Here is a 25854-nt window from a genome sequence, read left to right as displayed (position 1 = left end):
CGAGGGCCGCAAGCCCGGCAAGAAGGAAAAGAAAGAGCTCAAGGACGAGGCCAAGCTGGACCTGCTGCCCATGGCCTTCACCAAGCAGGGAGCCATGTGGGTCTGGATCGATGCGCAGGCGCGCACGCTGGTGCTCGATACCAGTGCACAAGGCCGTGCCGACGAGATCGTGACGCTGCTGGTCGAAGGCCTGCCGGGCTTTGCGGTGGCGCTGCTGGATACGCAGACCAGTCCGCAGGCCGCCATGGCGCACTGGTTGATGACGCAGGAGCCGCCCGCAGGTTTTTCCATAGACCGCGAGTGCGAGCTCAAGGCCGCTGATGAGTCCAAGGCCGTGGTGCGCTATGCGCGCCACCCGCTCGATATCGACGAGGTGCGCCAGCATATCGAGCATGGCAAGCTGCCGACCAAGCTGGCCATGACCTGGGATGACCGCGTGAGCTTTGTGCTCAGCGAAGGTCTGCAGATCAAGAAGATCGCGTTGCTCGATGCAGTGATGGACGGCAACAGCCAGGACGATGGCGGTTTCGATACCGATGTGGCGATTGCCACGGGCGAGCTCTCGCGCCTGATTCCCGATCTGATCGAAGCACTGGGCGGGGAAGGGCGTACGGGTCTGGGCGACGGCCTGCCTGCATCGCTGTCGTCGGCTCCTGCCGCAGAAACTCTGCCCGTGCGTCTGGCACAGGGGCGGAGTCAGGGGACGGTCACCGGGCCGGCCACGGCGCCCGCCGATACGGCCCCGGAAGAGGCACCGTTTTGACGCTATGGATGATGTAGCTGCTTGCGCTTTTCAATCAAGGATTTCAGTATTCATTGATGCTGAAATCAATCGCTAGCAAGCGTAAGAAGCTATCAAAAAAGGCCTGCCAGATCTCTCCGGCAGGCCTTTTTCATGGGCGTATTCGACGCCTGGAATATGTGCTTCAGACGCGTTCGAAAATCGCGGCGATACCCTGGCCGCCACCGATGCACATGGTCACCAGCGCATAGCGGCCGCCAGTGCGCTGCAGCTCGTAGAGCGCCTTGGTGGTGATGATGGCGCCGGTGGCACCCACGGGGTGGCCCAGGGAGATGCCGGAGCCGTTGGGGTTGACCTTGGCAGGGTCCAGAGCGAGCTCCTGAATCACGGCGCAGGCCTGGGCGGCGAAGGCTTCGTTGGCTTCGATCACGTCCATCTGTTCGATCTTCAGACCGGTGCGTGCCAGCACCTTCTGCGTGGCTGGGACCGGGCCGATGCCCATGTATGCGGGCTCGACGCCGGCGTGGGCGTAGCCGACCAGGCGGGCAATGGGCTTGGCACCGGAAGACTTCAGTGCCTGCTCGCTCATCATCAGCACGGCAGCCGCGCCATCGTTGATGCCGGAGGCGTTGCCGGCGGTGACCGTGCCGCCTTCCTTCTTGAACGCGGGCTTCATGCCGGCCAGGGTGTCCAGCGTGGTGGCCGCGCGCACATGTTCGTCGGTGTCGAACAGCACCACGCCCTTGCGACTGGCAATCTCCACGGGAACGATCTGCTCCTTGAAGCGGCCGGCCTCGATGGCGGCAGCGGCGCGCTGCTGGCTGATGACGGCCAGCTCGTCCTGCATCACGCGGCTGATCTTGTAGCGCTCGGCCACGTTTTCAGCGGTGATGCCCATATGCATTTTTTGCCAGGGATCGTGCAGGATGCCCAGCATGTAGTCGATGCTCTTGGCATCGCCCATGCGTGCGCCCCAGCGCGCGGACATGTCGAAGTAGGGGCCGCGGCTCATGGATTCGGAGCCGGCGCCAATGGCCACTTCGCAGTCGCCCAGCGCAATCGATTGAGCTGCCGAGACGATGGCCTGCAGGCCAGAGCCGCACAGGCGGTTGACGTTGAAGGCAGGGGTTTCGATGGGGCAGCCGGCGTCCACCGCCGCCACGCGGGACAGGTAGGCGTCGCGCGTGTCGGTGGGGATGACGTTGCCCATCACCACATGACCCACGGTGTCGGCAGCGATGCCGGCACGCGCGATGGCGGCCTTGACCACGGTGGTGGCCAGCTGTGCGTTGGGAACGTCCTTGAGGCTGCCGCCAAAAGTGCCGATGGCCGTGCGCGCGGCGCTGACAACGAAGATGTCTCTGGTGCTCATGGTTTGTCTCCTGCATCGCGTCGGCAATGCTTGTGCTTGAGTGATTTGAAAAGATGAATGAGAGCAACCGCATTCATCGCACAGAGTATTCTGCAGTATTTGCTGCAGTGCAACATGTCTCGTTGTTGACGCTGCCCTGCGTGGGCGGCGATGGTTTCACGTGAAACCCGCAAGCCGCCTCAGGCTGCAGCCCTGCGCCTGCTTCTCGGAGTGGGAGCCCTGGGCTCGTGATGGGCCGGCGTCAGGTCGGTGTCCGCGCTGGCCAGGTCGTCGAGGATGGGGCAGTCAGGCCTGTCATCGCCGTGGCAGCAATGCACCAGAGTCTGCAGTGTGCGCTGCATGGACTGCATGGCGGCAATGCGCTCGGTCAGAGTGGCGATGTGCTTTTGCGCAATGGCCTTGACCTGGCTGCTGGCGCGGCCCTGGTCCTGCCACAGGCCGAGCAGGGTGGCGATCTCGTCCATGGAAAAGCCGAGATCGCGCCCGCGGCGGATGAAGCGCAGCGCATGCACATCGGCTTCGGTGTACTGGCGATAGCCGCTGTCGGTGCGGTGCACGGGTGGCAGCAGGCCCAGTGACTCGTAGTGACGCACCATGCGCGCAGAAACCCCGGCGCGGCGTGCAGCCTCGCCGATGACGACAGGCCAGTTCTGAGCGATTTTTTGTGTCGATGGGTGGTTGGGCATGGACGATCCTGAAAAAACGCGCCAGCGGCCTTCTGATGGCTCGCGTGAGGTGCTGGCGCGGTGGGAGAGGCTGCGCTCAGGCTACCTTGTAGCCCTCTTCGGCAATGGCGGCTGCCACGGCCTCGCGGCTGGCGCCGGTTTCGACTTCCACTCGGTTGGCGGCGCGGTCGATCTTGATCTGCGCCTGGGCATCGACGCCCTGGATGGCATTGGTGACGGCGCGTTCGCAGTGGCCGCAGGTCATGCCTTGAACTTCAAAAACTTGTTGCATGGATGGCTCCTTCAGAAAGTGAGTCGACCGGACTGGCGGACTCCATGTCTTGAATGGTCAACCCTAACATCATGGCAAGGTCAAGCCTTTGACAAGACATGAAGCCGGCAGGGTTGATAAGCCGCAAAGACTGCCGATAAGAACTTGTCATATTGCTGATCGCCATGGCTTGGGCATCGCAGTCACGGGTTTTTCTTGGTGTCGGTGACAATCTGAAACAATTTGCAAGTTCTGGCCCGACAATGCCAGTCGTTCAAAGTGGAGAGGGATTCATGAGTCTGTTGGAAATGATGCGGGGCTTCACCATCCGCACGCGCATGCTGGGCGCCATTGGTGTGGTGATGGTGTTGCTGAGTCTGCTGGGCGGCGCCGGGATGTTGGGCATGTTCCGCATCCAGGACATGAGCCAGGAGTTTCTGAGCAACGCCTTTGTCAAATCGGGCCATATGGCGCAGTTGCGCACCGAGCTGGGTGGCATCCGTTCCAGCGAGAAGGACATGGTCATCCAGTACGAAAAGCCCGAAGAGGTGCGCAAGGCCTATCAGCAATGGGTCATGTTCATCGACAAATCCAAGGTGACATTGGGCAAGTTTGTGACCGACCAGAACGCGCAGGACGCACAGCTGACCAAGAGCATCATTGGGCACATCGACGCTTATCGAAAGCTCTTCGAGCCTGTTGCGCGCCAGCTTGAAGCCGGTGGCTATGACTCGGCCACCACGGCCAACCGCATGAGCGGCAAGGCTCTGGCCGAAGTCATGGAGGCCGACAAGCTGCTGGCGCAGCTGGACAACTTGCTGCGTGAGCAGGCCAATGCACTGGCCGCAGCCGAGCGCGAAGTGGCCGACCAGACACGCTGGATGTTTGTGGCGGCCGTGATCCTGGCGCTGGTGGTGGTGATTCCGCTGACTTTGCTGAACATGCTGTCCATCTGCCGTCCGCTTGAAGTGGCCCGCCAGATGGCACTGACGATTGCCGGCGGCGATCTGTCGCACAGGGCCGAGGTCAGCGGCAAGGATGAGCTGACGGATCTGCAGCGTGCGCTGGACCAGATGCAGCAATCGCTGAGCACCACGGTGGCCCAGGTGCGCGATGCCAGCGGCAATATCGCCACGGCCAGCCAGGAAATTGCCACGGGCAATCAGGATCTGTCGGCCCGCACCGAACAGACTGCCAGCAATCTGCAGGAAACCGTCGCGTCGCTGGCTCAGCTGACGGCCACGGTGCAGCAGACCGCATCGTCTTCGCAGCTGGCCAACCAGCTGGCAGCCTCGGCCTCTTCGACGGCCGTGCAGGGCGGCGAGATCGTCGGCCAGGCCGTCAACAGCATGCAGGAGATTTCGGCCTCCAGCCGCAAGATCGGCGACATCATCGGCCTGATTGATTCCATTGCTTTCCAGACCAATATCCTGGCGCTGAATGCCGCTGTGGAAGCGGCCCGTGCCGGCGAGCAGGGCCGTGGTTTTGCCGTGGTGGCGGCCGAGGTGCGCAGCCTTGCCCAGCGTTCGGCCCAGGCCGCCAACGAGATCAAGTCCTTGATCAACACCAGCGTGCAGACCGTGGACGTGGGCGCGCGCCAGGTGGAGAGCGCAGGCAAGGCCATGCAGGAGACCGTGGACAGCGCACAGCGTGTGGGCGACATCATCGGCGAGATTACGGCGGCGTCCAGCGAGCAGTCGCTGGGCATCGGCCAGGTCAATCAGGCCGTGGGTGATATCGACCGCATGACCCAGCAGAATGCGGCCCTGGTGGAAGAGTCTGCCGCCGCCGCAGAATCGCTGCGCGAGCAGGCGGCGCGACTGGCACAGCTGGTCAGCCAGTTCAAGCTGGCGGGCGGCGCGATGCATGCAGTCATGCGCAGCCCCAGAGGCGCAGCCCATCCCGGCATGGCACCGGCGGTGCCTGCATCCGCGCAGACTGCTTTGCCTGGTCAGAAGGCGCAATTGCTGGAACATGCCTGAGCCCCGAGCGGCTCATTCCTGAGCGGCTCGTTCCATGAAAAAAGCCCGGTTGCAGTGATGCACCGGGCTTTTGCTTTCTATTCGATAGGCTCCAGCCAAATCAGAGAAAGGGCTGGAGGCTTGATGGATTGAAGTTACTGGCAGGCAACCGAGGGGTAGTCGGTATAACCATCGGCACCGCCCCCGTAGAAACGTTCGCTGTTCCAGGCATTGAGCGGCAGATCGTCGCGCAGACGATGCACCAGATCGGGGTTGGAGATATAGGCCTTGCCGAAGGCCACGACATCGGCATAGCCGCTTTCCACAGCGCGCGTGGCCAACTGGCGGTCATAGCCGTTGTTGACCATCCAGGCTCCCTTGCCGCCTGCAGAGCGATAGGCCTGCTTGAGCGCCTGGTAGTCGAAGGGGCGATCTGCCAGCTCGCGCGGACCGCCTGTTGCGCCTTCGATCACATGGATATAGGACAGGCCCAGCGGGGCGAGCTGGCGCACCAGATATTCGAACAGCACCTGCGGGTTTTTGTCCACGATGTCATTGGCTGGCGTGACCGGAGAGATGCGGATGCCGACCTTTCCGGCACCGATGGCATCGGCCACGGAGCGCACGCATTCCAGCACCAGACGGGCGCGGTTCTCGATGCTGCCGCCGTAGTCGTCGCTGCGCTGGTTGGTGCCGGTCTTGAGGAATTGATCGAGCAGATAGCCGTTGGCTGCATGCAGCTCCACGCCATCGAAGCCCGCCGACTGTACGGCTTCGCGCGCGGCGGTGGCGAAACTGTGAACAATGCCCGGCAGCTCCTGCTGCCGGAGTGCGCGCGGTGCCGAGGTGGCAACAAACTGGCCTTGCCCCGTCTGCTTGTCGATCACATAGGTCTTGGAGCGGGCCGTCAGCGCGGAGGGCGCGACCGGGGACTGGCTGTCTGGCTGCAGCACGTTGTGGGAGATGCGACCCACATGCCAGAGCTGGGTGACCATGCGGCCACCCTTGGCATGCACGGCATCGGTGACTTTTTTCCAGGCCCGCAGTTGCTCTTCGTCATAAAGACCGGGCACATCGGCATAGCCTTGTCCCTGGTGGCTGATGGCCGTGCCTTCGCTGATCAGCAGACCGGCGGAGGCGCGCTGGACGTAGTAGGTTTGCATCAGTGGCGTGGGTATCGCGTCGGGGGCGCGGTTGCGCGTCAGCGGTGCCATGGCAATGCGGTTGGGCAGACGCAGGCTGCCTGCTTCAATCGGTTCGAACAATGAGGTCATGCAGAACTCCAGATGAAAAAAGCTCGGTGGGTACCGAGCTTTTGAGTTTGCATGGGTGTCGAAAAACTTACTTGAGCAAGCCCTCTGCCTTCATGGCAGCCTGCACTGCGGGGCGCGCCAGAATGCGCTCGCGATAAGCCTGAAGGTGCTGGAGTTCCGAGATGTCCAGGCCCACAAATTGGGCCCAGCCTGTGACCGTGAAAAAGTAGGCATCGGCCACGGTGAACTGATCGCCCATCAGATAGGACTTGTTGGCGAGCTGCTCGTTGACCCAGCTCAGGCGCTTGAACAGATTGCCGAGCAGCACAGGCTTGAAGTCTTCGGGCGTTGCGGGGCTGAACAAGGGGCTGAAGCCCTTGTGCACCTCGGTACTGATGAAGTTCAGCCATTCCTGAAGGTGGTAGCGTGCCACGGTGCCGTTGGCCGGCGCCAGGTTCTTTTCGGGGGCCAGGTCGGCGAGGTACTGAACAATGGCCGGACCTTCGTGCAAGGTGTCGCCGTTGTCCAGCACCAGAAAGGGCACATAACCCAGCGGATTGATGCCGTAGTAATCCGTTCCGTCCTGGAGCTTGTGGCTCTTGGTGCTGACCATCACGGTTTCATGCGGCAGGCCTGCTTCATGCAGCACGATGTGCGGAGACATGGAGCAAGCGCCGGGGCTGTAGTAAAGCTTCATGGTGAGTGGCTCTCTATGCAATGAAAAGACAAGCGCCCATGCTAAACCGGTTGCACTTCATATGCATGCGCAGCCGGCAGAAGTCCGGATCGGAGAGGAGATTGCTCAGCCCAGGCGCCCTGCAGCCCACAGCACCTGCTGCACAAGAGCCTCCATGCCTTGCTGGTTCTGTGTACGCAGCAGATGACCCTGGGCATCGAAAGCCTCTGCAGCATGGCTCACGGCATGGCTGCGCGGTGCTACCCAGCATTCCAGATTCAATAGCAGCGCTGCGAGGTGAGACTGGGCTCTCAGGCCGCCTAGACCTCCAGGCGAGGCACTGGCCATGCCGACGACCTTGTTGCGAAAGGGCAGGACGCCATCAGACCACTGTGCATCGCCCTTGACCGGGCTGGAGGCCCAGTCAATCGCGTTCTTGAGCAGGGCAGGGTAGCTGCCGTTGTACTCGGGGCTGCAGACAATCCAGGCTGCATGGCTGTGCATGGCCTGCTTGAGGCGAATGACATCGGCTGGAGTGCCCTGCGCTTCGAGGTCGGCGTTGTAGAGCGGAATGTCGTAGTCCGACAATTCCAGCAGGCTGGGTTGTGCGCCCTGTTGTTCCGCGATGGAGGCGGCCACCTTGGCCAGCTTGCGGTTGTATGAGTCCTGGCGGGTACTGCCCGCAAAAATGAGAATTTGCATGCAGTGATTGCAGCACAGAGCAATTGCATTTTTCATGCATAGACGGGACTATCAGGGCAAACATCTAGGCTGGGCTTCAGGCCGCCATGTTTCACGTGAAACCCCCCTGGCAAGGCATTGTTGCGCCAATGGTGGGAAAATTGCAGGTTCCCCGCAGGGCTGGACATGGCGCGAGAACATGTCCGCCTGCCGTGAGAGCCGAGGCATGGTTGCTTCGTGCAGGGGCAAGGGCCGGGCTTGGCCCGGAGCAGGAATATGTTGTACCCACAGGAATTTGATGTGATCGTGGTCGGTGGCGGCCACGCCGGCACCGAGGCTGCGTTGGCCGCTGCGCGCATGGGCAGCAAGACATTGCTGCTGACCCACAATATCGAAACCCTGGGGCAGATGAGCTGCAACCCCAGCATCGGCGGTATCGGCAAGGGCCATCTGGTCAAGGAGGTCGATGCCCTGGGCGGCGCCATGGCCCTGGCGACAGACAAGGGCGGCATCCAGTTCCGCATCCTGAACAGCTCCAAGGGCCCGGCCGTACGCGCCACGCGTGCCCAGGCCGACCGCATTCTGTACAAGGCCGCGATTCGCGAGATGCTGGAAAACCAGCCCAATCTCTGGCTCTTCCAGCAGGCCGTGGATGACCTGATGGTGGAGGGCGACCGCGTGGTCGGTGCCGTCACCCAGGTGGGTCTCAAGTTCCGCAGCCGCACAGTGGTGCTGACGGCGGGCACCTTCCTCGATGGCAAGATTCACGTGGGCCTGAACAACTATGCAGCAGGCCGTGCCGGCGATCCTCCGGCCGTGAGCCTGTCGGCACGCCTGAAGGAACTCAAGCTGCCACAGGGGCGCCTGAAGACCGGCACGCCGCCGCGCATCGACGGCCGCAGCATCGATTTCAGCCAGTGCGAGGAACAGCCCGGCGACGGCATGCCTGGCGGCGTGAACGAGGGTGAAGTGCCTGTATTCAGTTTCATGGGCAACCGTGCCATGCATCCCCGGCAGATGCCTTGCTGGATCACGCACACCAATGCGCGCACGCACGAGATCATCCGCAGCGGCTTTGACCGCAGTCCCATGTTCACCGGCAAGATCGAGGGTGTAGGTCCGCGTTACTGTCCCAGCGTGGAAGACAAGATCAACCGTTTTGCGGACAAGGAAAGCCATCAGATCTTTCTGGAGCCCGAAGGCCTGACCACGCACGAGTTCTACCCCAACGGAATCTCCACCAGCTTGCCGTTCGACATTCAGTACGAACTGGTGCGCAGCATGAAGGGTCTGGAGAACGCGCATATCCTGCGTCCCGGCTATGCCATCGAGTACGACTATTTCGATCCCCGCTCGCTCAAGAGCAGTTTCGAGACCAAGCAAATTCAAGGTCTGTTCTTTGCGGGCCAGATCAATGGCACGACCGGCTATGAAGAGGCGGCCGCCCAGGGCCTGTTCGCCGGCTTGAACGCAGCGCTGCAGTGCCGTGGCGAAGGCCCCTGGATGCCGCGTCGTGACGAAGCCTATCTGGGCGTGCTGGTCGACGATCTGATCACCAAGGGCGTGACCGAGCCCTATCGCATGTTCACCAGCCGCGCCGAGTTCCGCCTGCAACTGCGTGAAGACAATGCCGATATGCGCCTGACCGAAGCGGGCCGCCAGATGGGGCTGGTCGACGATGCGCGCTGGGATTCCTTCAGCCGCAAGCGCGATGCTGTTTCACGTGAAACAGAGCGCCTCAAGTCCACCTGGGTGAACCCGCGTGTCGTGGCAGCGGAAGAGTCAGAGCGCGTGCTGGGCAAGGCCATGGAGCGCGAATACAACCTGTTCGATCTGCTGCGTCGCCCCGGTGTGGACTACGACAAGCTCATGGGCATGAACCAGGGCCGGTATGCATCTGCCGATGTGCAGCCCGAGGCTCTGGGCGAGCTCAGCGCTCCAGTGATCGAGCAGGTGGAGATTGCCGCCAAGTACTCTGGCTATATCGACCGCCAGAAGGATGAAGTCGAACGCGCTGCACATTTCGAGCGCCTGCGTCTGCCGCTGGACTTCGACTACATGCAGGTGGCGGCGCTGTCCTTCGAGGTGCGCCAGAAGCTGCAAAAGCACAGGCCCGAAACCCTGGGTCAGGCCTCGCGTATTTCGGGAGTGACGCCTGCCGCCATCTCGCTGCTCATGGTGCATCTGAAAAAAGGCGGCTTCAAGGGCTTTGCCAATCAGAACGAAGAGGCTTCCGCATGAGTCAGGTTTTGCGTACCCAACTGGAGCAGGGCGTTCAGGCACTGAAGCTGGAACTGGCTCCGGCGCAGATCGATCTGCTGATGTCCTTCATGGATCTGCTGCAGAAATGGAACAAGGTCTACAACCTGACGTCGGTGCGTGATCCCCAGGAGATGCTGACGCATCACCTGCTCGACAGCCTGGCCGCCGTGCCCGCCTTGCTGCGGCATGTGAACCGCCTGCCGCTGGAAGAAGGCAAGCGCCTGCCTCTGCTGGACGTGGGCTCAGGCGGTGGTCTGCCCGGTGTGGTGTTTGCCATCTGCTGCCCGCAGATCGATGTGAACTGCGTGGATACCGTGGGCAAGAAGGCCGCTTTCATCCAGCAGGTGGCTGCATCCTTGCGCCTGCCCAATCTGCGCGGCATTCATGACCGGGTGGAAAACCTCAAGACCCGGTATCCGGTCATTAGCTGCCGCGCCTTTGCGTCCTTGGTGGACTTCACCACCTGGTCGCGCAAGGCTCTGGCCGAGGACGGCATCTGGTTTGCCATGAAGGGCAAGCACCCTGATGAGGAAATTGCTGCGCTGCCTGCCGATGTGAAAGTGTTTCACGTGGAACCATTACAGGTTCCCGGCCTGGATGCCGAGCGCTGCGTGATCTGGTTGAAACTGGCTTCTTGAGCGGTAAAGCTTGGTCGGGCACTTTGTTTCCAAGGGGAGCAAAGTGCCTTTTTACATACTGTGTCAGGCAACATCTGTGCAATGCAGATGCGTCGGTCACGGCCCTCGCATAAACTTGCTGTTTTCCATCGCGCAGGGTTTGAATGTTTGGCATCTCTGATTACGGCGCTTTTGCAGCCGCCGTTACCGTCTTCTTGCTGATCCCTGGACCAGGCAATCTGGCCTTGATTACTTCCACGGGCAAGGGCGGATGGAGGGCCGGTGTCGCCTGCTGCCTGGGTGTGATGGCTGCAGACCAGGTGCTGATGTGGCTGGCTGTAGCCGGCGTGGCTGCGGTGCTGGCAGCCTATCCGGCGGCCTTCCATGCCGTGCAATGGGTGGGGGCGGCCTATCTGGCCTGGCTGGGCTACAAGCTGCTCACGGCCAAGCCTGGCGATGCGCCGGCCATTGAAATCCAGCCGCGCCAGTATTTCCGCCAGGGTGCTTTGATCACCCTGATGAACCCCAAGGCCATCGTGTTCTACATGGCCTTCTTTCCCATGTTCGTGGACCCGGCCCGGCATCAGGGCGTCATCACCTTTGGTGTGATGGCAGCCACGGTGGCAGCAATTACCTTTATCTACAGCGTCATCGTGGTGACGCTGACCACGGTGCTGGCCGAGCGCTTGCGTGCCAACCCGGCCGTGGTGAAGTGGCTGGAAAAAACAGCCGGTGTGTTTCTGATCGGTTTTGGCCTCAAGCTGGCCGCCAACTAAAAGAGAAGTTCAATGGCCAAAATTTTCTGCGTTGCCAATCAAAAGGGTGGAGTGGGCAAGACCACGACCACGGTCAATCTTGCAGCCGGTCTGGCCAAGGTCGGCCAGCGTGTGTTGCTGATCGACCTGGACCCGCAGGGCAATGCCACCATGGGCTCCGGCGTGGACAAGCGCGCGCTGGAGTTGACGGTCTACGATGTGCTGCTGGAAAACGCCAGCGTCAAGGAAGTGGCCCAGAAGTCCGAGCAAGTCGGCTATGACGTGCTGGGCGCCAACCGCGAGCTGTCGGGAGCCGAGATCGAGCTGGTCTCGCTGGAGCGCCGCAACGAGCGCCTCAAGACCGCTCTGCAGGCCGTGGCCGCCGACTACGACTTCGTGCTGATCGACTGCCCGCCTTCGCTATCCATGCTGACCCTGAACGGTCTGTGCTCGGCGCATGGCGTGATCGTGCCCATGCAGTGTGAATACTTTGCACTGGAAGGCCTGACCGATCTGGTCAATACCATCAAGCAGGTGCATGCCAATATGAATCCCGACTTGCAGATCATCGGTCTGCTGCGCGTGATGTTCGATCCGCGCACTACGCTGCAGCAGCAGGTCAGCGACCAGCTCAAGGAGCATTTCGGCGACAAGGTGTTCGATACCGTGATTCCGCGCAATGTGCGCCTGGCCGAAGCCCCCAGCTACGGCCTGCCCGGCGTGGTGTTCGATGCCTCGGCCAAGGGCAGCAAGGCCTTTGTCGAGTTCGCCGAAGAGATGGTGCGCCGCATCAAGAAAATGTGAGTGTTTCACGTGAAACAGCTCCCAGTCTCCCATCCAGCCATCGCCAACCGCCATGACCTCTGAAGCACTGAACCCGCAGCATGTCTGGCTGCTGCCCGGCTGGCAGAACTCCGATCCCGGCCATTGGCAGAGTCTGTGGCAGGACCGGTATGGCTACCAGCGGCTGGAGCAGCATAGCTGGCAGCATCCGCTGCGCGGCGACTGGAGCATTCGCCTGCAGGAAACCGTGCTCGACGCTCCGGCTCCCGTCACCCTGGTGGCGCACAGCCTGGGCTGCGTGCTGGTGTCCTGGTGGGCGGCACATTCTCAGGTTGCCAGGAGCAAGGTGCGTGGTGCGTTGCTGGTGGCACCCGGCGACACCGAGCAGGAGAGTCTGCGCGGCGTCCTGCCGGGCTGGTCGCCCGTGCTGCTGCAAAAGCTGCCCTTCCCGTCGATACTGGTGGGCAGCGAGAACGACCCCAATTGCTCTGTAGCGCGCGCGCAGGCCATGGCACAGGGCTGGGGCAGCCGTTTTGTGAATGCGGGTGCCGCAGGCCATATCAACACGGCCAGCGGACTGGGACTGTGGGAAGCCGGGCATGAGCTGCTGCTCTCCCTTTAAAGAAAGAATTCAGCAATGGTGACTAAGAAACCCAAGGGCCTGGGACGAGGTCTGGAAGCCCTGCTGGGCCCCAAGGTCAGTGAAGCAGAGCAGGCCGCTGCGAGCGGGCAGCAGGCCAATCTGCCGAGCAGCCTGGCGCTCAATGTGATGGTGGCCGGCCAGTACCAGCCGCGCACCCGTATGGACGAAGGTGCCTTGTATGAGCTGGCCGAGAGCATCAAGGCCCAGGGCATCATGCAGCCGATTCTGGTGCGCCAGCTCTCCAGGGGCGACAACGCTGGCAAGTACGAAATCATTGCCGGCGAGCGACGCTTCCGTGCCGCGCATATCGCGGGTCTGTCCGAGGTACCGGTGCTGGTGCGCGAAGTGCCCGACGAGGCCGCTGCGGCCATGGCGCTGATCGAGAACATTCAGCGCGAAGACCTGAATCCGCTCGAAGAGGCGCAGGGGCTGGCCCGCCTGGTCAAGGAGTTCGGCCTGACCCACGAGCAGACCGCGCAGGCCGTGGGCCGCTCGCGCAGCGCCGCCAGCAATCTGCTGCGTCTGCTGAATCTGGCCGAGCCCGTGCAGACCATGCTGATGGCCGGCGATATCGACATGGGCCATGCACGAGCACTGCTGACGCTGGACCGAGCCACCCAGATCACGGCAGGCAACCAGATCGCGGCCAAGAAGATGTCGGTGCGCGAGGCCGAGTCGCTGGTCAAGAAAATCGGTGCCGAGTTCAATCTGACGCGCCAGAAAGCCAAGAAGGATGGCAAGTCGCGCGACGTGAAACGCATCGAGGAAGAGCTGTCCGACCTGCTCACGGCCGATGTAGAGGTGCGCATCAAGAAGACCGTGCGTCGCCACGGCAAGCAGCAGGAAATGGGCGAGATCGCCATCCAGTTCGGTTCTCTGGAGGAGCTCAACGGCATCATCGAAAAGCTGCGTGGCGAAGTCTGAGTGCCTTACCACGCCAAGGCTGATTCTGCGGCAATGGACGCCGCAGGATCTGCCGGAGTTTGCCGCGCTCAATGCGGACACGCAAGTCATGCGCTACTTCCCCAACGTGCTGGACAGACAGGCCAGCGATGCCCTGGCCGCCAAGGCCGAGGCTCTGATTGCCGAGCGTGGCTGGGGATTCTGGGTTGCGCAAGATAGAGCCACCGGGCACTTGGCAGGAATGATTGGCTTGCACACTCCCGCAGCAGAGCTACCGTTTTCACCCTGCGTGGAAGTGGGCTGGCGGCTGGCCCGGCCATACTGGGGCAAAGGTCTGGCGACAGAGGGCGCAAGAGCCGCGCTGGATTTTGCGTGGGATGAGCTGCAGCTGGATGAAGTTGTGGCGTTCACGGCGGTGCCGAACAAACCCTCACAGGCCGTAATGCAGCGCCTGGGAATGCAGCCCGATGCGCAGACATTCATGCACCCTGATCTGCCCTCCGGCCACGCGCTTGCTGAGCACTGTCTCTACCGTATTCGCCGCAGCTGATGCTGCAAAAAAGGGCATCCATCTGGATGCCCTTTTTTGATTCCGGAGCGGTGTTCTAACTGCGGTAGCCGGGGTCGATTCTGTCGAGCTTGCGCAGCAGGGCGGGCCAGGCAAACTGGCCGCCCATGCCGCCGGTCTGTACCTTCATGGCATGGGCGATGCCTTGCAGAATCTGCGGGTCGACCTCGGTGAGTTCGGCGCCGCCGGATTGGGCAGAGATCTGGATCTGGCAGGCGGACTCGAAGACGTACATGGACAGAAAGGCGTCGGCAATCGTGGGGCCGCAGGTCAGCAGACCGTGGTTGCGCAGCATGAGGAAGTTGGCCTCGCCCATGTCGGCCAGCAGGCGCGGCTTCTCGTCCTCGCGAAAGGCCACGCCTTCGTAGACGTGATAGGCCAGGGACCCCAGTACAAACGTGCTTTGCTGGCTGATGGGCAGCAGACCTTGCTTCTGGGCCGCAACGGCCACGCCGGCACGCGTGTGGGTGTGGATCACGCATTGCGCATCGGCGCGAGCCTCGTGCACGGCGCTGTGGATGACGAAGCCGGCCGGGTTCACGGGGAAGGGCGAGTCCATGAGCTTGTTGCAGCCCAGGTCCACCTTGATCAGCGAGGAGGCCGTGATCTCGTCGAACATCAGCCCGTAGGGGTTGATGAGGAAGTGATGCCCGGGGCCCGGCAGCCGTGCGCTGATGTGGGTGAAGACCAGATCGCTCCAGCCGTACAGCGCCACCAGCCGGTAGCAGGCGGCCAGATCCACGCGCAGCTGCCACTCTTCGGGGCTGACCAGATGCTGCACGCTGGGGATGTTCAAGGGCTCTTGGCTCACGGGCGACTCTCCTTCATCGTTGATGAGATGAATGTAGAGACTCGCGCGGCAGCGGTCTGTTGGCTAGGCGACAGAACCCTGGAAACATGGGCGAGGCCAATTCGGATCAGGTGCTTTGGCAATGCCCGTGGCAGCTGTTGCCCAGCGTTCGAGAAATAAAAAAACAGGAGCTTGCAGCGCAAGCTCCTGTTGATTTTCAGATCGCTTCTGTACGAAAACTGAAGCAGATCAGGCGAAAGCCGCTATCAAAAGCGCTTACTTGATCTGGCCGCGCGACAGGTCCTGGATCATGCGGGCGGCCAGATACAGGCGCGGTGCGATGGTGTTGATCTGCACGTATTCGGCATCGTTGGAATGCGCGCCATAGCCCGACAGGCCGAAGCCCTCGATCACGCCGCCCTTGGCCTTGAGGGCCGCGAAAGCCGCATCCGTGCCGCCGCCCGTGGCCTTGTCCATGACCTTCATGGGCAGCTTCAGCTCCTGCTCATAAATGCCCTGGGCATGGGCGGCCAGCTTGCGTGCCGTGGCATTGGCTTCCAGCGGCGGGCGGCGCACTTCGAATTTCAGTTCCACCTTGCTGGCGGGGAGCAGCTTGTTGCCGATCTTGTCCTGCATGGCTTTTTCCAGCGCCGTGAAGTCGGCCACGCGCAGCGCGCGGGCATCGGCCTGGGCCGTGGCTTCGGCGGGAACCACATTGCGGTTGGTGCCGGCCTTGGACACCGTCCAGTTGAGTTTGAGGCCGTCCTGGGGCTGGGACAGATCCTTCATCTGCAGCAGCTGGTGCGACATCTCGTACAGCGCATTCACGCCGTCCTCGGGCTTGGCGCCCGCATGCGATGCCTTGCCCGTGACCTTGAGGTAGGCGGCGCCGATGCCGCTGGTGGCCAGGCGCAGGCTGCCGTCGGTGCCGCCGCCTTCAAAGCTGAACACGGCGTCCTGCTCGGCCCCCAGGCGGGTGATGGTGCTGCGTGCTCCGGGCGAGCTGATTTCCTCGTCGCCGTTGATCAGCACGGTCAGCGTACCGTAGTCCTCGATGCCCAGCTTCTTGAGCAGGGGCACGATATGCATGATCAGGGCCACGCCCTGCTTGTCGTCGGCAATGCCCAGGCCATAGGCCTTGTCGCCGTCGATGCGAAAGGGCTGGTCCTTGATCATGCCGGGCAGATAGACGGTGTCCATATGCGCAATCAGCATGATGCGGCTGCTGCCCTTGCCCTTGAATTCGGCATGCACCATGGGGCCGACTTTCTCGGGCGTGTCATCGAGACGGTAGATATCGCTGGGCTCGATCACCTCGACCTTGCCGCCCTGCGCGCGCAGCTTGCCGGCGATGTACTCGGCGATCTTCTTCACGCCCGCCACATCCTTGCTGCCGGACTCGATGTGCACCAGATCGCGCAGCGTATCCAGATAGGGCTGCTGCTCCTTTTTCGCATGCTCCAGCCATTCGGCCTGAGGGGCAGCCTGGGCAGAGCCGAAGGCCAGCACCAGGGCCAGGGGCAGGGCGCGCAGCAAAGGGGCAGAGGGCGTGTTCCAACGCATAGAAATTCTCCTTGGGGGGCGGGCCGCTCCCGGATAGGGCTGCGGCAGGAAAGCGGCGTGATGCGCCGCTGAGGGAATTCAGCTTAGCAGCCGTGTTTGCGGCCTCCGGGCTGCCGACCTAGGGATAAATACCAGGGTAACTTGATCTCTCGCGCCGACAAAAAAGCCCTGCAGCTTGCGCGGCAGGGCTTGGTGGGTTGCGTCGTTTGCTCAGGCAGCCGCCAGACGGGATTTGGTCTTTTTGCTCACACCGTCGCCGACGATGACGGCCGAGACCACAGACAGTACAAGCGCAATCGCCGAGCCGTAGAACACGGCGTTGGTCATCTGGTGGTCCAGCATGTAGCCGAAGACCGGCGCCGCCAGGCAGAAGCCCAGATCCAGGCCCGAATACACCGTACCGTAGACGCGGCCCGTGGCGCCGGGGGGCGCTGCGCGTTTGATCAGCATGTCGCGCGAGGGGCCGGCCAAGCCCGTGCCCAGACCGGCGACTGAGGCCACGACCACCGCCACCATGCCGGGCAGCCAGCCCGTTCCGACGACAAACAGCAACAGGCCCGAGCCCAGCATGCAGATGGAGATCACCTTCTCCAGCCGCTGCACGCGGCCGACCAGAAAGCCGCCCACGACCATGCCGGCAGCGCCGCACAGCATATAGCCGGTGACGATCAGCGCCGTCACGGAAAGCGGCAGGCCGTACATGGATTGCAGGGCCGGGCTGGCAAAGCTCTGGATGGCACTGAGCGCGCAGGTGCTCCAGAAAAAGAAGGAAAAGCACAGCCACACCGATGGCAGCTTCATGAAGGCCATGGGGTGTTCCTGAGGTGCGGCAATGGCTCCGGCGGCCGGCTTGGCGGCAGCTCCGGCGGATTCGGCGCGATCATCGAGCGCGTCGCGGTTGAAGACCATGATGGCCAGCACCACGGCTGCGCAGAGGGCTCCGCCCAGGCAGGCCAGGCGCCAGGAGCCCGTGGCCGTGGTGATGCCCGCCATGAACAGCGGCGCCAGCGCCCAGCCTAGATTGCCGGACAGGCCATGTACCGAGAATGCATGGCCTATGCGCTGCTGCGACACGCGCTTGTTGAGGATGGTGAAGTCCACGGGGTGGAAGGGCGCATTGCCCAGGCCCGCAAAAAAGGAGGCAGCCAGCAGCATGCTGTAGCCTTGGGCCGTGCTGGCAATCAGGCCAGCCACCACAAAGCTGCCGAGGGCGGCAAACAGAATCGGGCGTGCGCCAAAGCGGTCCACCGCAAAGCCGGCCAGTGCCTGGCCGGTGCCGGAAACAATGAAGAACAGCGAGACCATGACGCTGAGCTCGGCATAGCTGTAGCCGAAGTCCTTGATCAGCCAGGGAAACAACGGCGGCAGCAGCAGATGGAAGAAATGCGACGAGCCATGGGCCAGACCGATGAGGCTGATGGTGCGCGCGTCACTGCGCAGTGTCTCTGGCGCCTGGTTTTGAGGTGTTGTGGAGGCAGGGCGGTTCATATGTCGCATCTTAGGCAGACTGCTCGCGTCTTGTATGCGATAGTCTGCCAATTGCTATCGCAAGCCAGCCAAACCATCATGTCCAGCCTCCACGACCCCGAGCCCCTGCGCGCAGGCAAGGCCAGCGCCTATGTGGAGACGCTGACACCCCATCTCTACATACCCACGGCACAGCGTCCGGTGCGTGCCAAATGCCGCTGGCTGGAGGCCGACACCCAGGTCAAGCCGCACCGTCATCCCTGGGGGCAGCTGGCCATCTCCACCACGGGCACCATACGCCTGACGGTAGCGCAGGGCACCTATATCGTGCCGCCCTCGCGCGTGCTGTGGGTGCCGCCGGGCATGGAGCATGCCGTGACCATGGTGGAAAGCGCCGATCTGCGCACCTTGTACTTCTTTCAGACCCAGGGGCGTTGCGGCCCCGATGTGGCCCCCGGCGAAGAGGCTGCCTGGCGCCAGTGCCGGGTGCTCAATGCCTCGGATCTGCTGCGCGCCGTGGTGCGCGAGCTGCCCACGCTGCCCGATGACAGCCAGCAACTGTGCGAGCAGGACAGGGCACGCGAGCACCATCTGAGCCAGCTGCTGCTCGACGAGCTGCGCCGTGCCAGTGCCGTGCAGCTGGGCGTGAACCTGCCCCAGGACAAGCGCTTGCGCCAGCTCTGCGAGGCCGTGCTGGCCGATCCCACGCGCTACGAGACGCTGGAGGACTGGGCGCGCGATACCGGGGCCAGTCCGCGCACGGTGGCGCGACTGTTTCGCCAGCAACTGGAATGCAGTTTTACCCAGTGGCGCCAGCAGGTGGTGCTGGCCCATGCCGTCAGCTTGGCAGCGCGCAACTGGCCGATTCAGCGCATTGCGGCCGAGCTGGACTACAGTCCCAGCGCCTTCAGCGCCATGGTGCGCCGCACGGTGGGTATGCCTCCGGCACAATTTTTCGGCATGCATGCACAAAATGTATAGCTGCTAGCGCTTTGTACAAAAGGGTTTGAGGCTGTTTTTGTTATTTTGAGGGGCGGAGCCTCAAACAATATTTGCAGCGGCATGGAATGAAAGCTGCAAACCTGCGCTCTTTAGCACCATGATCTTCTCCGCCGAGTCGCGCTACAACCAGTGGGTGCGCGAGCACTACCGCTTTTTGCTGCGCAGCGCCTGGGCGCTGACGGGCTCTCGCGCCACGGCCGAGGATGTGGTGCAGGATTGCTTCACCAGCGCCTGGCGCTTTCGCCACCAGCTGCGCGACCAGAGCATGGCCAGGGCCTGGCTGTTCCAGATCATGCGCCGCCATGCCTTCAGGCACTTCGATCCTGTGCAATCGCAGACCGAGTCTCTGGATGAAGCCTGCGAGCAGGGCGTGAATCATCACGATGCACTCGATGCGCAGCTGGACGTGGTCAAGGCGCTGAGCCGCATTGCCCCCATCCATCGTGAAGTGCTGGTGCTTTACTACTTTGACGACATGCCCACGGCCCAGATGGCCGAGGCGCTGGATATTGCACCGGGCACCGTGCTCTCTCGCCTGGCGCGGGCACGTGAAGCGCTCAAGACGGCACTGCAGGAGCCGGCGCGCCATCCCGCCGGTGCCGCCACTGAATCTTCCGCAGCTGCCAGCGTGATACCGCTGAGAAAGCGCGCACCATGAAACACCAAGACCGCCCCGAAGACACCGATTTCGACCTGCGTGCCCGTGCCGAGCTGGCGCTGGCTTTCGAGCCCGGCGAGCCGCCGGCCTATTTGCTGCGCCACACGCCATGGCATGCCCGTCGTGGCCTGCAGGCGCTGTGTGCCGCAGTGATCGTCGGCAGCGTCGCTGCGGGCAGCGTGCTGAGCCTGCGCCCGCCGCAGATGGTGCGCTCGGCCATCGAGCATGAGTATTACGAGCGCACGCTGCGTGGTCAGTTCATCCCGGAGGCCGAGATTGCCAGGCATATGGACTGGCCTGTCGACCAGAAGCTGCCTGGCTATACCCAGCTCATGCGGCCCTGCGACATCGATGGCAGTCGCGCCTATCACCTGACCACTTTCTTTGAAAAAGGCGGCATCGTTACCGTGCTGGCCTTCGAGCAGCCCCAGCGGATGGCCGACGGCCAGGGCTGGTGGGCCAACAGCTACTGGAAGGTGGTGCGTTCGAGAGAAGGCCGTCCGCTGGTGCTGATCGCACAGAAGAAACAGGCTCTGGCCGTGGCATCGCGCGCTCTGGGTGCCCCTGAGAAAGTCGATGGCTGAACCGGATTTTTCGCTCTGATCATTCACCAAAATTACCGAGGAGACCTCATGCAACAACCCACCTCTCTGCCACGTCGCCGCCTGCTCGCCGGTAGCGCCAGCGCGCTGGCTGCAGCCGGTCTGGCAAGCTTCCAGAGCCAGGCCATGGCACAGGCCGCTGCACCCGCAGCCAAGCCTCTACCCGGCTATGCCGGCTTCAAGAATGCCGATGCCGTGATCGTGCACAGCTCCACCACCATTGAGACCAAGCGCAGCGCGTTTGGCTCCAGCGTGGTCACGCCCACCAACCAGCTCTATGTGCGCAACAACCTGCCCACGCCTTCCGAGTCCATCGTGGCCGATCGCGATGCATGGGCGGTGCAGATTGATGGCGTGAAGAAGCCCGCCAAGCTGACCGTTGGCGAGCTCAAGAAGCTGGGCCTGGAAACTGTGACCATGGTGCTGCAATGCTCGGGCAATGGCCGCGCCTTCTTCCCCACCAAGCCCAGCGGCACGCAATGGACCGTAGGCGCTGCAGGCTGCGTGGTCTGGAGCGGCGTGCCAGTGCGCGAGGTGGTCAAGGCCCTGGGCGGCGTGGCCGACGGCATGGTCTACATGACGGGAACGGGCGGAGAGGTGCTGCCCGCAGGCCTCGATCCCAAGAGCGTGCTGGTGGAGCGTTCCGTGCCTCTGTCGGCCATGGAGGACGCGCTGCTGGCCTGGGAGATGAACGGCGAGCCCGTGCCTCTGGCCCATGGCGGCCCGCTGCGTCTGATCGTGCCCGGCTACACCGGCGTGAACAACATCAAGTACATCAAGCAGCTGGCCTTTACCGTCAAGGAAAGCGAAGCGCACATCATGTCCCACGGCTACCGCATCTCGCCCCCCGGCAGCAAGGGCGACCCCAGCCAGCCTTCGGTGCAGGAAATGAGCGTCAAGTCCTGGATCAACAGCCCCATCCCCGAAGACGGCAACCAGGCCTCTGGCCTGGTGCAGATTCAGGGCGTGGCCTTCGGCGGCATGAACGCCGTCAAGGGGGTGGAAGTCTCCATCGACGGCGGCAAGACCTGGAAGCAGGCTCGCCTGATTGGCCCCGATATGGGCAAGTACGCCTGGCGCCAGTTCGTGCTGCAGGCACAGCTGCCCAAGGGTACCTACACCCTGGCTAGCCGCGCTACCGACGTCAAGGGCAATGTGCAGCCTGAAACGCGTGGTGAAAACCAGAGCGGCTACAACAACACCAGCTGGGCCGACCACGCCGTGACTGTCACCGTGGCCTGAGTGTCGCAATCACTGCCCATGCCCTGTGCCGGAAGAAGGGAAGCAGGGCATGGGATCCAACCCCGATGCATCGCATTTCTCCAAGAACAATGATGAAGACAAACCACACCCTCGCCGCCCTGCTCTTGACCGCCCTTGCTGGCACTGCAGCCCATGCCGATCAGGCTGCCCAGATGGCGCGCGGCAAAGAGCTGTTCACCACTGCTGCAGTCCCTGCCTGCGCGGTGTGCCATACCCTCAAGGACGCCGGTGCGGAAGGTGCCATAGGCCCGGTGCTGGACGAGTTGCAGCCCGATGCGGCCCGCGTGGCGCGTGCTCTGAAGGACGGCATCGGCTCCATGCCCTCCTTCAAGGCCACAATGAGCGAAGCCGATATCGCTGCCGTTGCTCTCTACGTGAGCAAGGCCAGCGGCGCAGCCAAATAAAGCGTCTCAGCTGCGTTTTGCGCCATCCAGCGGAATGGCGTAGATCCATACCTTGTGGCGACTATTGCCTTGCAGGCATGCCGTCGCTTCCACGCCGGGCAGCTGGAAATCCAGGCTCACCAGCCAACTGCCGGGCTGCATCTCGGTGGCAGCCTTGACAGCGGCGCGGCCCATGCTTTCGGGCCGCTGGAACAGATAGACCAGCTGATAGCCGCTCCAGTCGGCCAGCCAGATATCGCCACGCCGCACGCGTGCCCAGGGGCAGCGCAGGGCGCTGGCAATCGCCAGTGGCCAGCTCCATTCCAGACCATTGAGGCGGGCCTGCGGCAGCGCGCTGCGCAGCGCGCGCAAGCCATCGCCCATGCCGCATCCGGCGTCCAGCACCAGCGCCTGCACCGGCAATTGCACGACCTCTGCCAGCCCTTTGAGTGCATTTAACGGCGTTGGAAAGACCGGGGCATCACGCCAGGCATTGAGCGGGTAGATCAGCAGCAGCAAGGCCAGAGGCAGCAGCCAGCCCCAGGCGGGCAACTGGCTGGCGCTGAGCACCAGAAACGACAGCGGAAACCCGGCCGCAATGATGAGCCTGCGCCACCAGTTGGGTCCGCAGAGACTGGCCGCCGTGCTGAAGCCGCCGCCGACCAGCAGGGCCAGCCACCAGGGCAGCAGGCGCGCCAGACCCGCAAAGATCACCCAGGCCAGCAGCCAGACGAGCAGTGCAGGCAGAGGCCAGGTCGAGGCAAGCCATTTTTTTGTCATGAGTTTTGAAATGTATCCGTCATACACAGGCTCCACGACACCGAAGTGCAGGCAAGGCCTTGTCGGGATTTTGCATTTTGTGCGGCATACCCCTCTTTGGTGGGGTATGCGTGTTGTCAACTCGTCGTAAAAATTACTGATTTTTGCTTATGTATACTTTTCGGCTTTCAGCGGCCGAGAATTCAGAGGAGACATCCATGCGCCTGCTCGCCCCCACCTTTTCATTGGCGGCTCTTGCATTGACAGCATGCGCGGTACAGACACCGCAGGAGCAGTTGGCACCTGCTTCGCCCACCGTGCGCCTGTGCGAAGGCAATAACTGTTCCGAGCTGCCGCGCAATGTCGCGACTTTCCGTGGCGAGCCCGTCAATCCCGAGGCGGAGCGCCGCCTGGCGGCACTGGTGCAAAAAGCCGAGGCCGATCCTCGCGCAGCCTATGACCTGGGACTGCGCTATCTGCGCGGCGATGGCGTGGAGCGCAACAGCTATCAGGCCATCGAATGGATGCGCAAGGCCGGCGATGCCGGTAACGGTCAGGCCCAGTTTGCATTGGGCCGTCTGTATCTGCTGGGCTTTGAAGAGATGGGCCCGGACCCCGCCGAAGCCGAGGCCTGGCTGTCGCGTGCTGCCGCCAAGGGCTTCAAGGAAGCCAAGCGCCTGCTGCCCCAGGCGCAGGCCGCCAAACAGAATGCTCATGCACGCTATCAGGCCATCGAGGACGAGCGCAAGTCCTGGAATGGCTGGTATGTGGGCGCGCCCTACTACATGGTGTGGGGTTCGTCGGGTTGGTATTACCGCTGAGGCGCTGTGAGCGCTGCAGCATTTTCTATTTTTTTGAAAGCATCACTATGTCCAAGAAGACAACGCTGCGTCTGGCAGCTATCGCATCGGCCCTGGCACTGGGCGGTTGCGTGACCCCCGGCGGCGGCACCATTTCCACGGGTACGGCTCCCACGGCTGCCACTGGCGCAGCGGGCGGCGCAACCAGCGTGAATGCGAACTCTACGCTCGAGCGTTGCGATGCTCCTTTGGGTACGCTGGCCGTGGACGACGGTCGCGGCAAGGAGTGGTATGCGAGCTTTGGCGCCGCCACCAAGATCACGACCATCGAGCCCCTGATCCGTCTGGCCGTGCAGCAGTCCAACTGCTTTGTGATCACCTCCATCGGCAACAACCGCACCGAAAGCAAGATGTCGGCGATCACCGACAAGCAGCGCAACTCCGGTGAATTCCGCGCCGGCTCCAAGCAGCAAAAGGGCCAGCGCGTGGCAGCCGATTACTACATGGAGCCTTCCATCATCATCGACAACGATGCAACCGGTCAGCTGGCAGCGGGCGTGGGCGGTCTGTTCGGCAATGTGGGTACGCTGATCGGCGGTGCCATGCAGAGCAAGGCTTCGGTGGTGACGCTGAGCATGTTCGACATCCGTTCTGGCGTGCAGATCTCCATCTCCGAAGGCAACTCCACAGCCACCAACTTCGGCGCAGCCATGGGCGCGTTCGGTGGTGGCGTGGGCGGTGGTCTGGGCGGCTTCTCGCGCTCACCCGAAGGCAAGGCCACGGTCGCCGCCTTCATGGATGCCTACAACAACATGGTGATCTCGCTGCGCAACTACAAGGCACAGGAAGTCAAGGGCGGCCTGGGTCGTGGCGGTCAGCTCAAGGTCGGCAAGTAAAGCGCCGATCCGAGAACAGAAAAGGGCCTGCAACTGCAGGCCCTTTTTCATGGTTTGCGCGTCTTCAGCAAGCGCGAGCGAGGCTCACTGCAGCTGAAAGATCTTGCCCGGGTTCAGGATGTTCTTGGGGTCCAGAGCCTGCTTGATGGCACGCATCATCTGCACCGCACCGGCTCCCGCCTCTTCGAGCAAAAAGCCCTGCTTGTGGATGCCGATGCCGTGCTCGCCCGTGCAGGTGCCGCCCAGCGCAATCGCGCGCGCCACCAGCGTGTGGTTGAGTTGCTCGGCCTGCTGACGCTGGGCATCGTTGTCGGGGTCGATCAGATAGCCGAAGTGGAAGTTGCCGTCGCCCACGTGGCCGACCAGGAAGTAGGGGATGCCGCTGGCATCGGCCTCGGTCACGCACTCCAGCAGCGCATCGGCCAGGCGGCTGATGGGCACGCAGGCATCGGTGGTGATGCAGCGGCATCCGGGCACGCTGGAGACGGCCGCGAAATAGGCGTTGTGGCGCGCGGTGAACAGACGCGTACGGTCTTCGGGGCGTTCGGCCCATTCAAAGGCATTGCCGCCGAATTCATGGGCAATGTCCTGAACCATCTCGGCCTGCTCCTTCACGCCGGTGGGGGAGCCGTGGAACTCCATCAGCAGCATGGGCTCTTCACGCAGGGACAGCTTGCTGTAGGCATTGACCATGCGCACGGAGTTCACATCGACCAGTTCCACGCGGGCGATGGGAATGCCCATCTGGATGGTCTGGATCACCGTGTGCACGGCGTTCTCGATGCTGGAGAAAGAGCAGATGGCTGCGCTCACCGCTTCGGGAAGCGGGTAGATGCGCAGCGTGATCTCGGTGAAGATGCCCAGCGTGCCTTCGCTGCCCACCAGCAGGCGGGTCAGGTCGTAGCCGGCGGCGCTCTTCTTGGCGCGGTTGCCTGTGCGCACCACTTCGCCGCTGGCCGTCACTACCTCCAGGGCCAGCACGTTCTCGCGCATGGTGCCGTAGCGCACGGCATTGGTGCCGCTGGCGCGGGTCGAGGTCATGCCGCCAATCGAAGCGTCGGCACCGGGGTCGATGGGAAAGAAGAAGCCGGTGTCCTTGATGGCCTCGTTCAACGCCTTGCGCGTGATGCCGGGTTGCACGGTGATGGTCAGGTCTTCGGTGTTGACCGAGAGCACGCGACTCATGCGGCTGACGTCGATGGTGATGCCGCCTTGCACGGCCAGAAGATGACCTTCCAGCGACGATCCGGCGCCATAGGCAATCACGGGCACGCCGTACTGGTCGCAGAGCTTGACGGCATCCTGCACGTCCTGGGTGGATTCGGCAAACACCACGGCTGCCGGAGGGGGCGCGGAAATCGCGCCTTCGTCGCGGCCATGTTGCTCGCGCACGGCCAAGGCCGTGGAGCACTGGCCGCCGAAACGTGTTTGCAGAGCCTGCAGAAATTCTTCGGGGATGGGGCGCTGCACGAAATCGGGCTGCAGCGAGGTATGGGCAACAGGTGCGTTCATCGGGGTC

The 25854-nt window shown here is 62.8% G+C and carries 28 protein-coding genes; 17 read left to right on the top strand and 11 right to left on the bottom strand.

What is annotated here, in order from left to right; translation table 11 throughout:
* A partial coding sequence (locus AAIL66_RS07955; RefSeq protein ID WP_343496418.1) for a recombination-associated protein RdgC occupies positions 1–763 on the top strand: 763 nt, incomplete at its 5' end.
* Between the two features lie 163 nt (positions 764–926).
* Here AAIL66_RS07955 and AAIL66_RS07950 read toward each other — a convergent pair.
* The 3 genes from AAIL66_RS07950 to AAIL66_RS07940 form a co-directional block, all read right to left on the bottom strand.
* Positions 927–2114, bottom strand: coding sequence for an acetyl-CoA C-acyltransferase family protein (locus tag AAIL66_RS07950; RefSeq protein WP_003072098.1), 1188 nt, complete (start codon positions 2112–2114; stop codon positions 927–929).
* A gap of 179 nt (positions 2115–2293) precedes the next feature.
* The gene (cueR, locus tag AAIL66_RS07945) at positions 2294–2800 is read right to left on the bottom strand and encodes a Cu(I)-responsive transcriptional regulator (protein ID WP_034351148.1); all 507 of its coding nucleotides are present in this window, start codon (positions 2798–2800) and stop codon (positions 2294–2296) included.
* 76 nt (positions 2801–2876) lie between these two features.
* Positions 2877–3071: a heavy-metal-associated domain-containing protein gene (locus AAIL66_RS07940; RefSeq protein WP_012836553.1), complete on the bottom strand. Its 195-nt coding sequence runs from the start codon at positions 3069–3071 to the stop codon at positions 2877–2879.
* 272 nt (positions 3072–3343) lie between these two features.
* Here AAIL66_RS07940 and AAIL66_RS07935 point away from each other — a divergent pair, with 272 nt between their 5' ends.
* A complete protein-coding gene (locus AAIL66_RS07935; protein ID WP_343496417.1) occupies positions 3344–5032 on the top strand; it encodes a methyl-accepting chemotaxis protein in 1689 nt (562 codons plus the stop codon).
* Positions 5033–5166: 134 nt separating this feature from the next.
* On the opposite strand, the gene AAIL66_RS07930 is transcribed toward AAIL66_RS07935, so the two are convergent.
* The 3 genes from AAIL66_RS07930 to AAIL66_RS07920 all read right to left on the bottom strand — a co-directional run bounded on the left by AAIL66_RS07930 (position 5167) and on the right by AAIL66_RS07920 (position 7642).
* Positions 5167–6285 carry an alkene reductase gene (locus tag AAIL66_RS07930; RefSeq protein ID WP_343496416.1) on the bottom strand — a complete coding sequence of 373 codons (1119 nt, stop codon included), beginning with the start codon at positions 6283–6285 and terminating at the stop codon, positions 5167–5169.
* Positions 6286–6352: 67 nt separating this feature from the next.
* Positions 6353–6961: a glutathione transferase GstA gene (gstA, locus tag AAIL66_RS07925; protein ID WP_003065291.1), complete on the bottom strand. Its 609-nt coding sequence runs from the start codon at positions 6959–6961 to the stop codon at positions 6353–6355.
* A gap of 105 nt (positions 6962–7066) precedes the next feature.
* A complete protein-coding gene (locus AAIL66_RS07920; RefSeq protein ID WP_034351157.1) occupies positions 7067–7642 on the bottom strand; it encodes an NAD(P)H-dependent oxidoreductase in 576 nt (191 codons plus the stop codon).
* Positions 7643–7897: 255 nt separating this feature from the next.
* On the opposite strand from AAIL66_RS07920, the gene mnmG reads away from it, so the two are divergent.
* The 7 genes from mnmG (at position 7898) to AAIL66_RS07885 (ending at position 14134) form a co-directional block, all read left to right on the top strand.
* Positions 7898–9862, top strand: a complete 1965-nt coding sequence (gene mnmG / locus AAIL66_RS07915) for a tRNA uridine-5-carboxymethylaminomethyl(34) synthesis enzyme MnmG (RefSeq protein ID WP_034351159.1) — start codon at positions 7898–7900, stop codon at positions 9860–9862.
* On the top strand, positions 9859–10521 hold the full coding sequence (rsmG, locus tag AAIL66_RS07910; RefSeq protein WP_343496415.1) for a 16S rRNA (guanine(527)-N(7))-methyltransferase RsmG: 663 nt from the start codon (positions 9859–9861) through the stop codon (positions 10519–10521). The genes mnmG and rsmG overlap by 4 nt, the downstream gene beginning before the upstream one ends.
* A 143-nt stretch (positions 10522–10664) precedes the next feature.
* Positions 10665–11276, top strand: coding sequence for a LysE family translocator (locus AAIL66_RS07905; RefSeq protein ID WP_343496414.1), 612 nt, complete (start codon positions 10665–10667; stop codon positions 11274–11276).
* Between the two features lie 12 nt (positions 11277–11288).
* Complete coding sequence (locus AAIL66_RS07900) at positions 11289–12059, top strand: AAA family ATPase (RefSeq protein ID WP_003059963.1); 771 nt, start codon at positions 11289–11291, stop codon at positions 12057–12059.
* A 52-nt stretch (positions 12060–12111) separates the two neighbouring features.
* The gene (locus AAIL66_RS07895; protein WP_034382651.1) at positions 12112–12660 is read left to right on the top strand and encodes an alpha/beta hydrolase; all 549 of its coding nucleotides are present in this window, start codon (positions 12112–12114) and stop codon (positions 12658–12660) included.
* Positions 12661–12675: 15 nt separating this feature from the next.
* Positions 12676–13605: a ParB/RepB/Spo0J family partition protein gene (locus AAIL66_RS07890; RefSeq protein ID WP_343496413.1), complete on the top strand. Its 930-nt coding sequence runs from the start codon at positions 12676–12678 to the stop codon at positions 13603–13605.
* Entirely contained in the window at positions 13592–14134 is a 543-nt protein-coding gene (locus tag AAIL66_RS07885) for a GNAT family N-acetyltransferase (protein ID WP_343496412.1), read from the top strand. Before AAIL66_RS07890 ends, AAIL66_RS07885 begins: the two co-directional genes overlap by 14 nt.
* A 55-nt stretch (positions 14135–14189) precedes the next feature.
* Here the strand turns inward: AAIL66_RS07885 and AAIL66_RS07880 are convergent, their stop codons facing one another.
* Positions 14190–14963: a class II aldolase/adducin family protein gene (locus AAIL66_RS07880; protein ID WP_034351173.1), complete on the bottom strand. Its 774-nt coding sequence runs from the start codon at positions 14961–14963 to the stop codon at positions 14190–14192.
* An 86-nt stretch (positions 14964–15049) separates the two neighbouring features.
* Here AAIL66_RS07880 and AAIL66_RS07875 point away from each other — a divergent pair, with 86 nt between their 5' ends.
* Complete coding sequence (locus AAIL66_RS07875) at positions 15050–15226, top strand: hypothetical protein (protein ID WP_193751093.1); 177 nt, start codon at positions 15050–15052, stop codon at positions 15224–15226.
* Here AAIL66_RS07875 and AAIL66_RS07870 read toward each other — a convergent pair.
* A complete protein-coding gene (locus tag AAIL66_RS07870) occupies positions 15219–16505 on the bottom strand; it encodes a M20/M25/M40 family metallo-hydrolase (RefSeq protein ID WP_034392873.1) in 1287 nt (428 codons plus the stop codon). The genes AAIL66_RS07875 and AAIL66_RS07870 overlap by 8 nt on opposite strands.
* Positions 16506–16715: 210 nt before the next feature.
* Complete coding sequence (locus AAIL66_RS07865) at positions 16716–17993, bottom strand: MFS transporter (RefSeq protein ID WP_253232869.1); 1278 nt, start codon at positions 17991–17993, stop codon at positions 16716–16718.
* 78 nt (positions 17994–18071) lie between these two features.
* Between AAIL66_RS07865 and AAIL66_RS07860 the strand changes: the two genes are divergently transcribed.
* From AAIL66_RS07860 to AAIL66_RS07840, 5 genes are all read left to right on the top strand, one after another.
* Positions 18072–18953, top strand: a complete 882-nt coding sequence (locus AAIL66_RS07860) for a helix-turn-helix transcriptional regulator (protein WP_034382656.1) — start codon at positions 18072–18074, stop codon at positions 18951–18953.
* Between the two features lie 118 nt (positions 18954–19071).
* Positions 19072–19632: a sigma-70 family RNA polymerase sigma factor gene (locus AAIL66_RS07855; RefSeq protein ID WP_012836565.1), complete on the top strand. Its 561-nt coding sequence runs from the start codon at positions 19072–19074 to the stop codon at positions 19630–19632.
* Entirely contained in the window at positions 19629–20216 is a 588-nt protein-coding gene (locus AAIL66_RS07850; protein ID WP_012836566.1) for a hypothetical protein, read from the top strand. The genes AAIL66_RS07855 and AAIL66_RS07850 overlap by 4 nt, the downstream gene beginning before the upstream one ends.
* 48 nt (positions 20217–20264) lie before the next feature.
* The gene (locus AAIL66_RS07845) at positions 20265–21476 is read left to right on the top strand and encodes a sulfite oxidase (RefSeq protein WP_003065262.1); all 1212 of its coding nucleotides are present in this window, start codon (positions 20265–20267) and stop codon (positions 21474–21476) included.
* Positions 21477–21565: 89 nt separating this feature from the next.
* Entirely contained in the window at positions 21566–21901 is a 336-nt protein-coding gene (locus AAIL66_RS07840) for a cytochrome c (RefSeq protein WP_343496411.1), read from the top strand.
* 6 nt (positions 21902–21907) lie between these two features.
* On the opposite strand, the gene AAIL66_RS07835 is transcribed toward AAIL66_RS07840, so the two are convergent.
* Positions 21908–22660, bottom strand: a complete 753-nt coding sequence (locus tag AAIL66_RS07835; RefSeq protein WP_343496410.1) for a class I SAM-dependent methyltransferase — start codon at positions 22658–22660, stop codon at positions 21908–21910.
* 197 nt (positions 22661–22857) lie between these two features.
* Between AAIL66_RS07835 and AAIL66_RS07830 the strand changes: the two genes are divergently transcribed.
* The gene (locus AAIL66_RS07830; RefSeq protein ID WP_003065258.1) at positions 22858–23460 is read left to right on the top strand and encodes a tetratricopeptide repeat protein; all 603 of its coding nucleotides are present in this window, start codon (positions 22858–22860) and stop codon (positions 23458–23460) included.
* 47 nt (positions 23461–23507) lie between these two features.
* Entirely contained in the window at positions 23508–24335 is an 828-nt protein-coding gene (locus AAIL66_RS07825) for a hypothetical protein (RefSeq protein ID WP_003065256.1), read from the top strand.
* Between the two features lie 84 nt (positions 24336–24419).
* On the opposite strand, the gene AAIL66_RS07820 is transcribed toward AAIL66_RS07825, so the two are convergent.
* Positions 24420–25847, bottom strand: a complete 1428-nt coding sequence (locus AAIL66_RS07820) for an FAD-linked oxidase C-terminal domain-containing protein (RefSeq protein ID WP_034382664.1) — start codon at positions 25845–25847, stop codon at positions 24420–24422.
* Positions 25848–25854: the final 7 nt, after the last annotated feature.

The sequence above is a fragment of the Comamonas sp. F1-6 genome (genome assembly GCF_039581415.1).
Classification (GTDB): Bacteria; Pseudomonadota; Gammaproteobacteria; order Burkholderiales; family Burkholderiaceae_C; genus Comamonas; species Comamonas thiooxydans.
The sequence above is the reverse complement of the archived record's forward strand: the minus strand, read 5'-3'. Positions and strand labels throughout refer to the sequence as shown.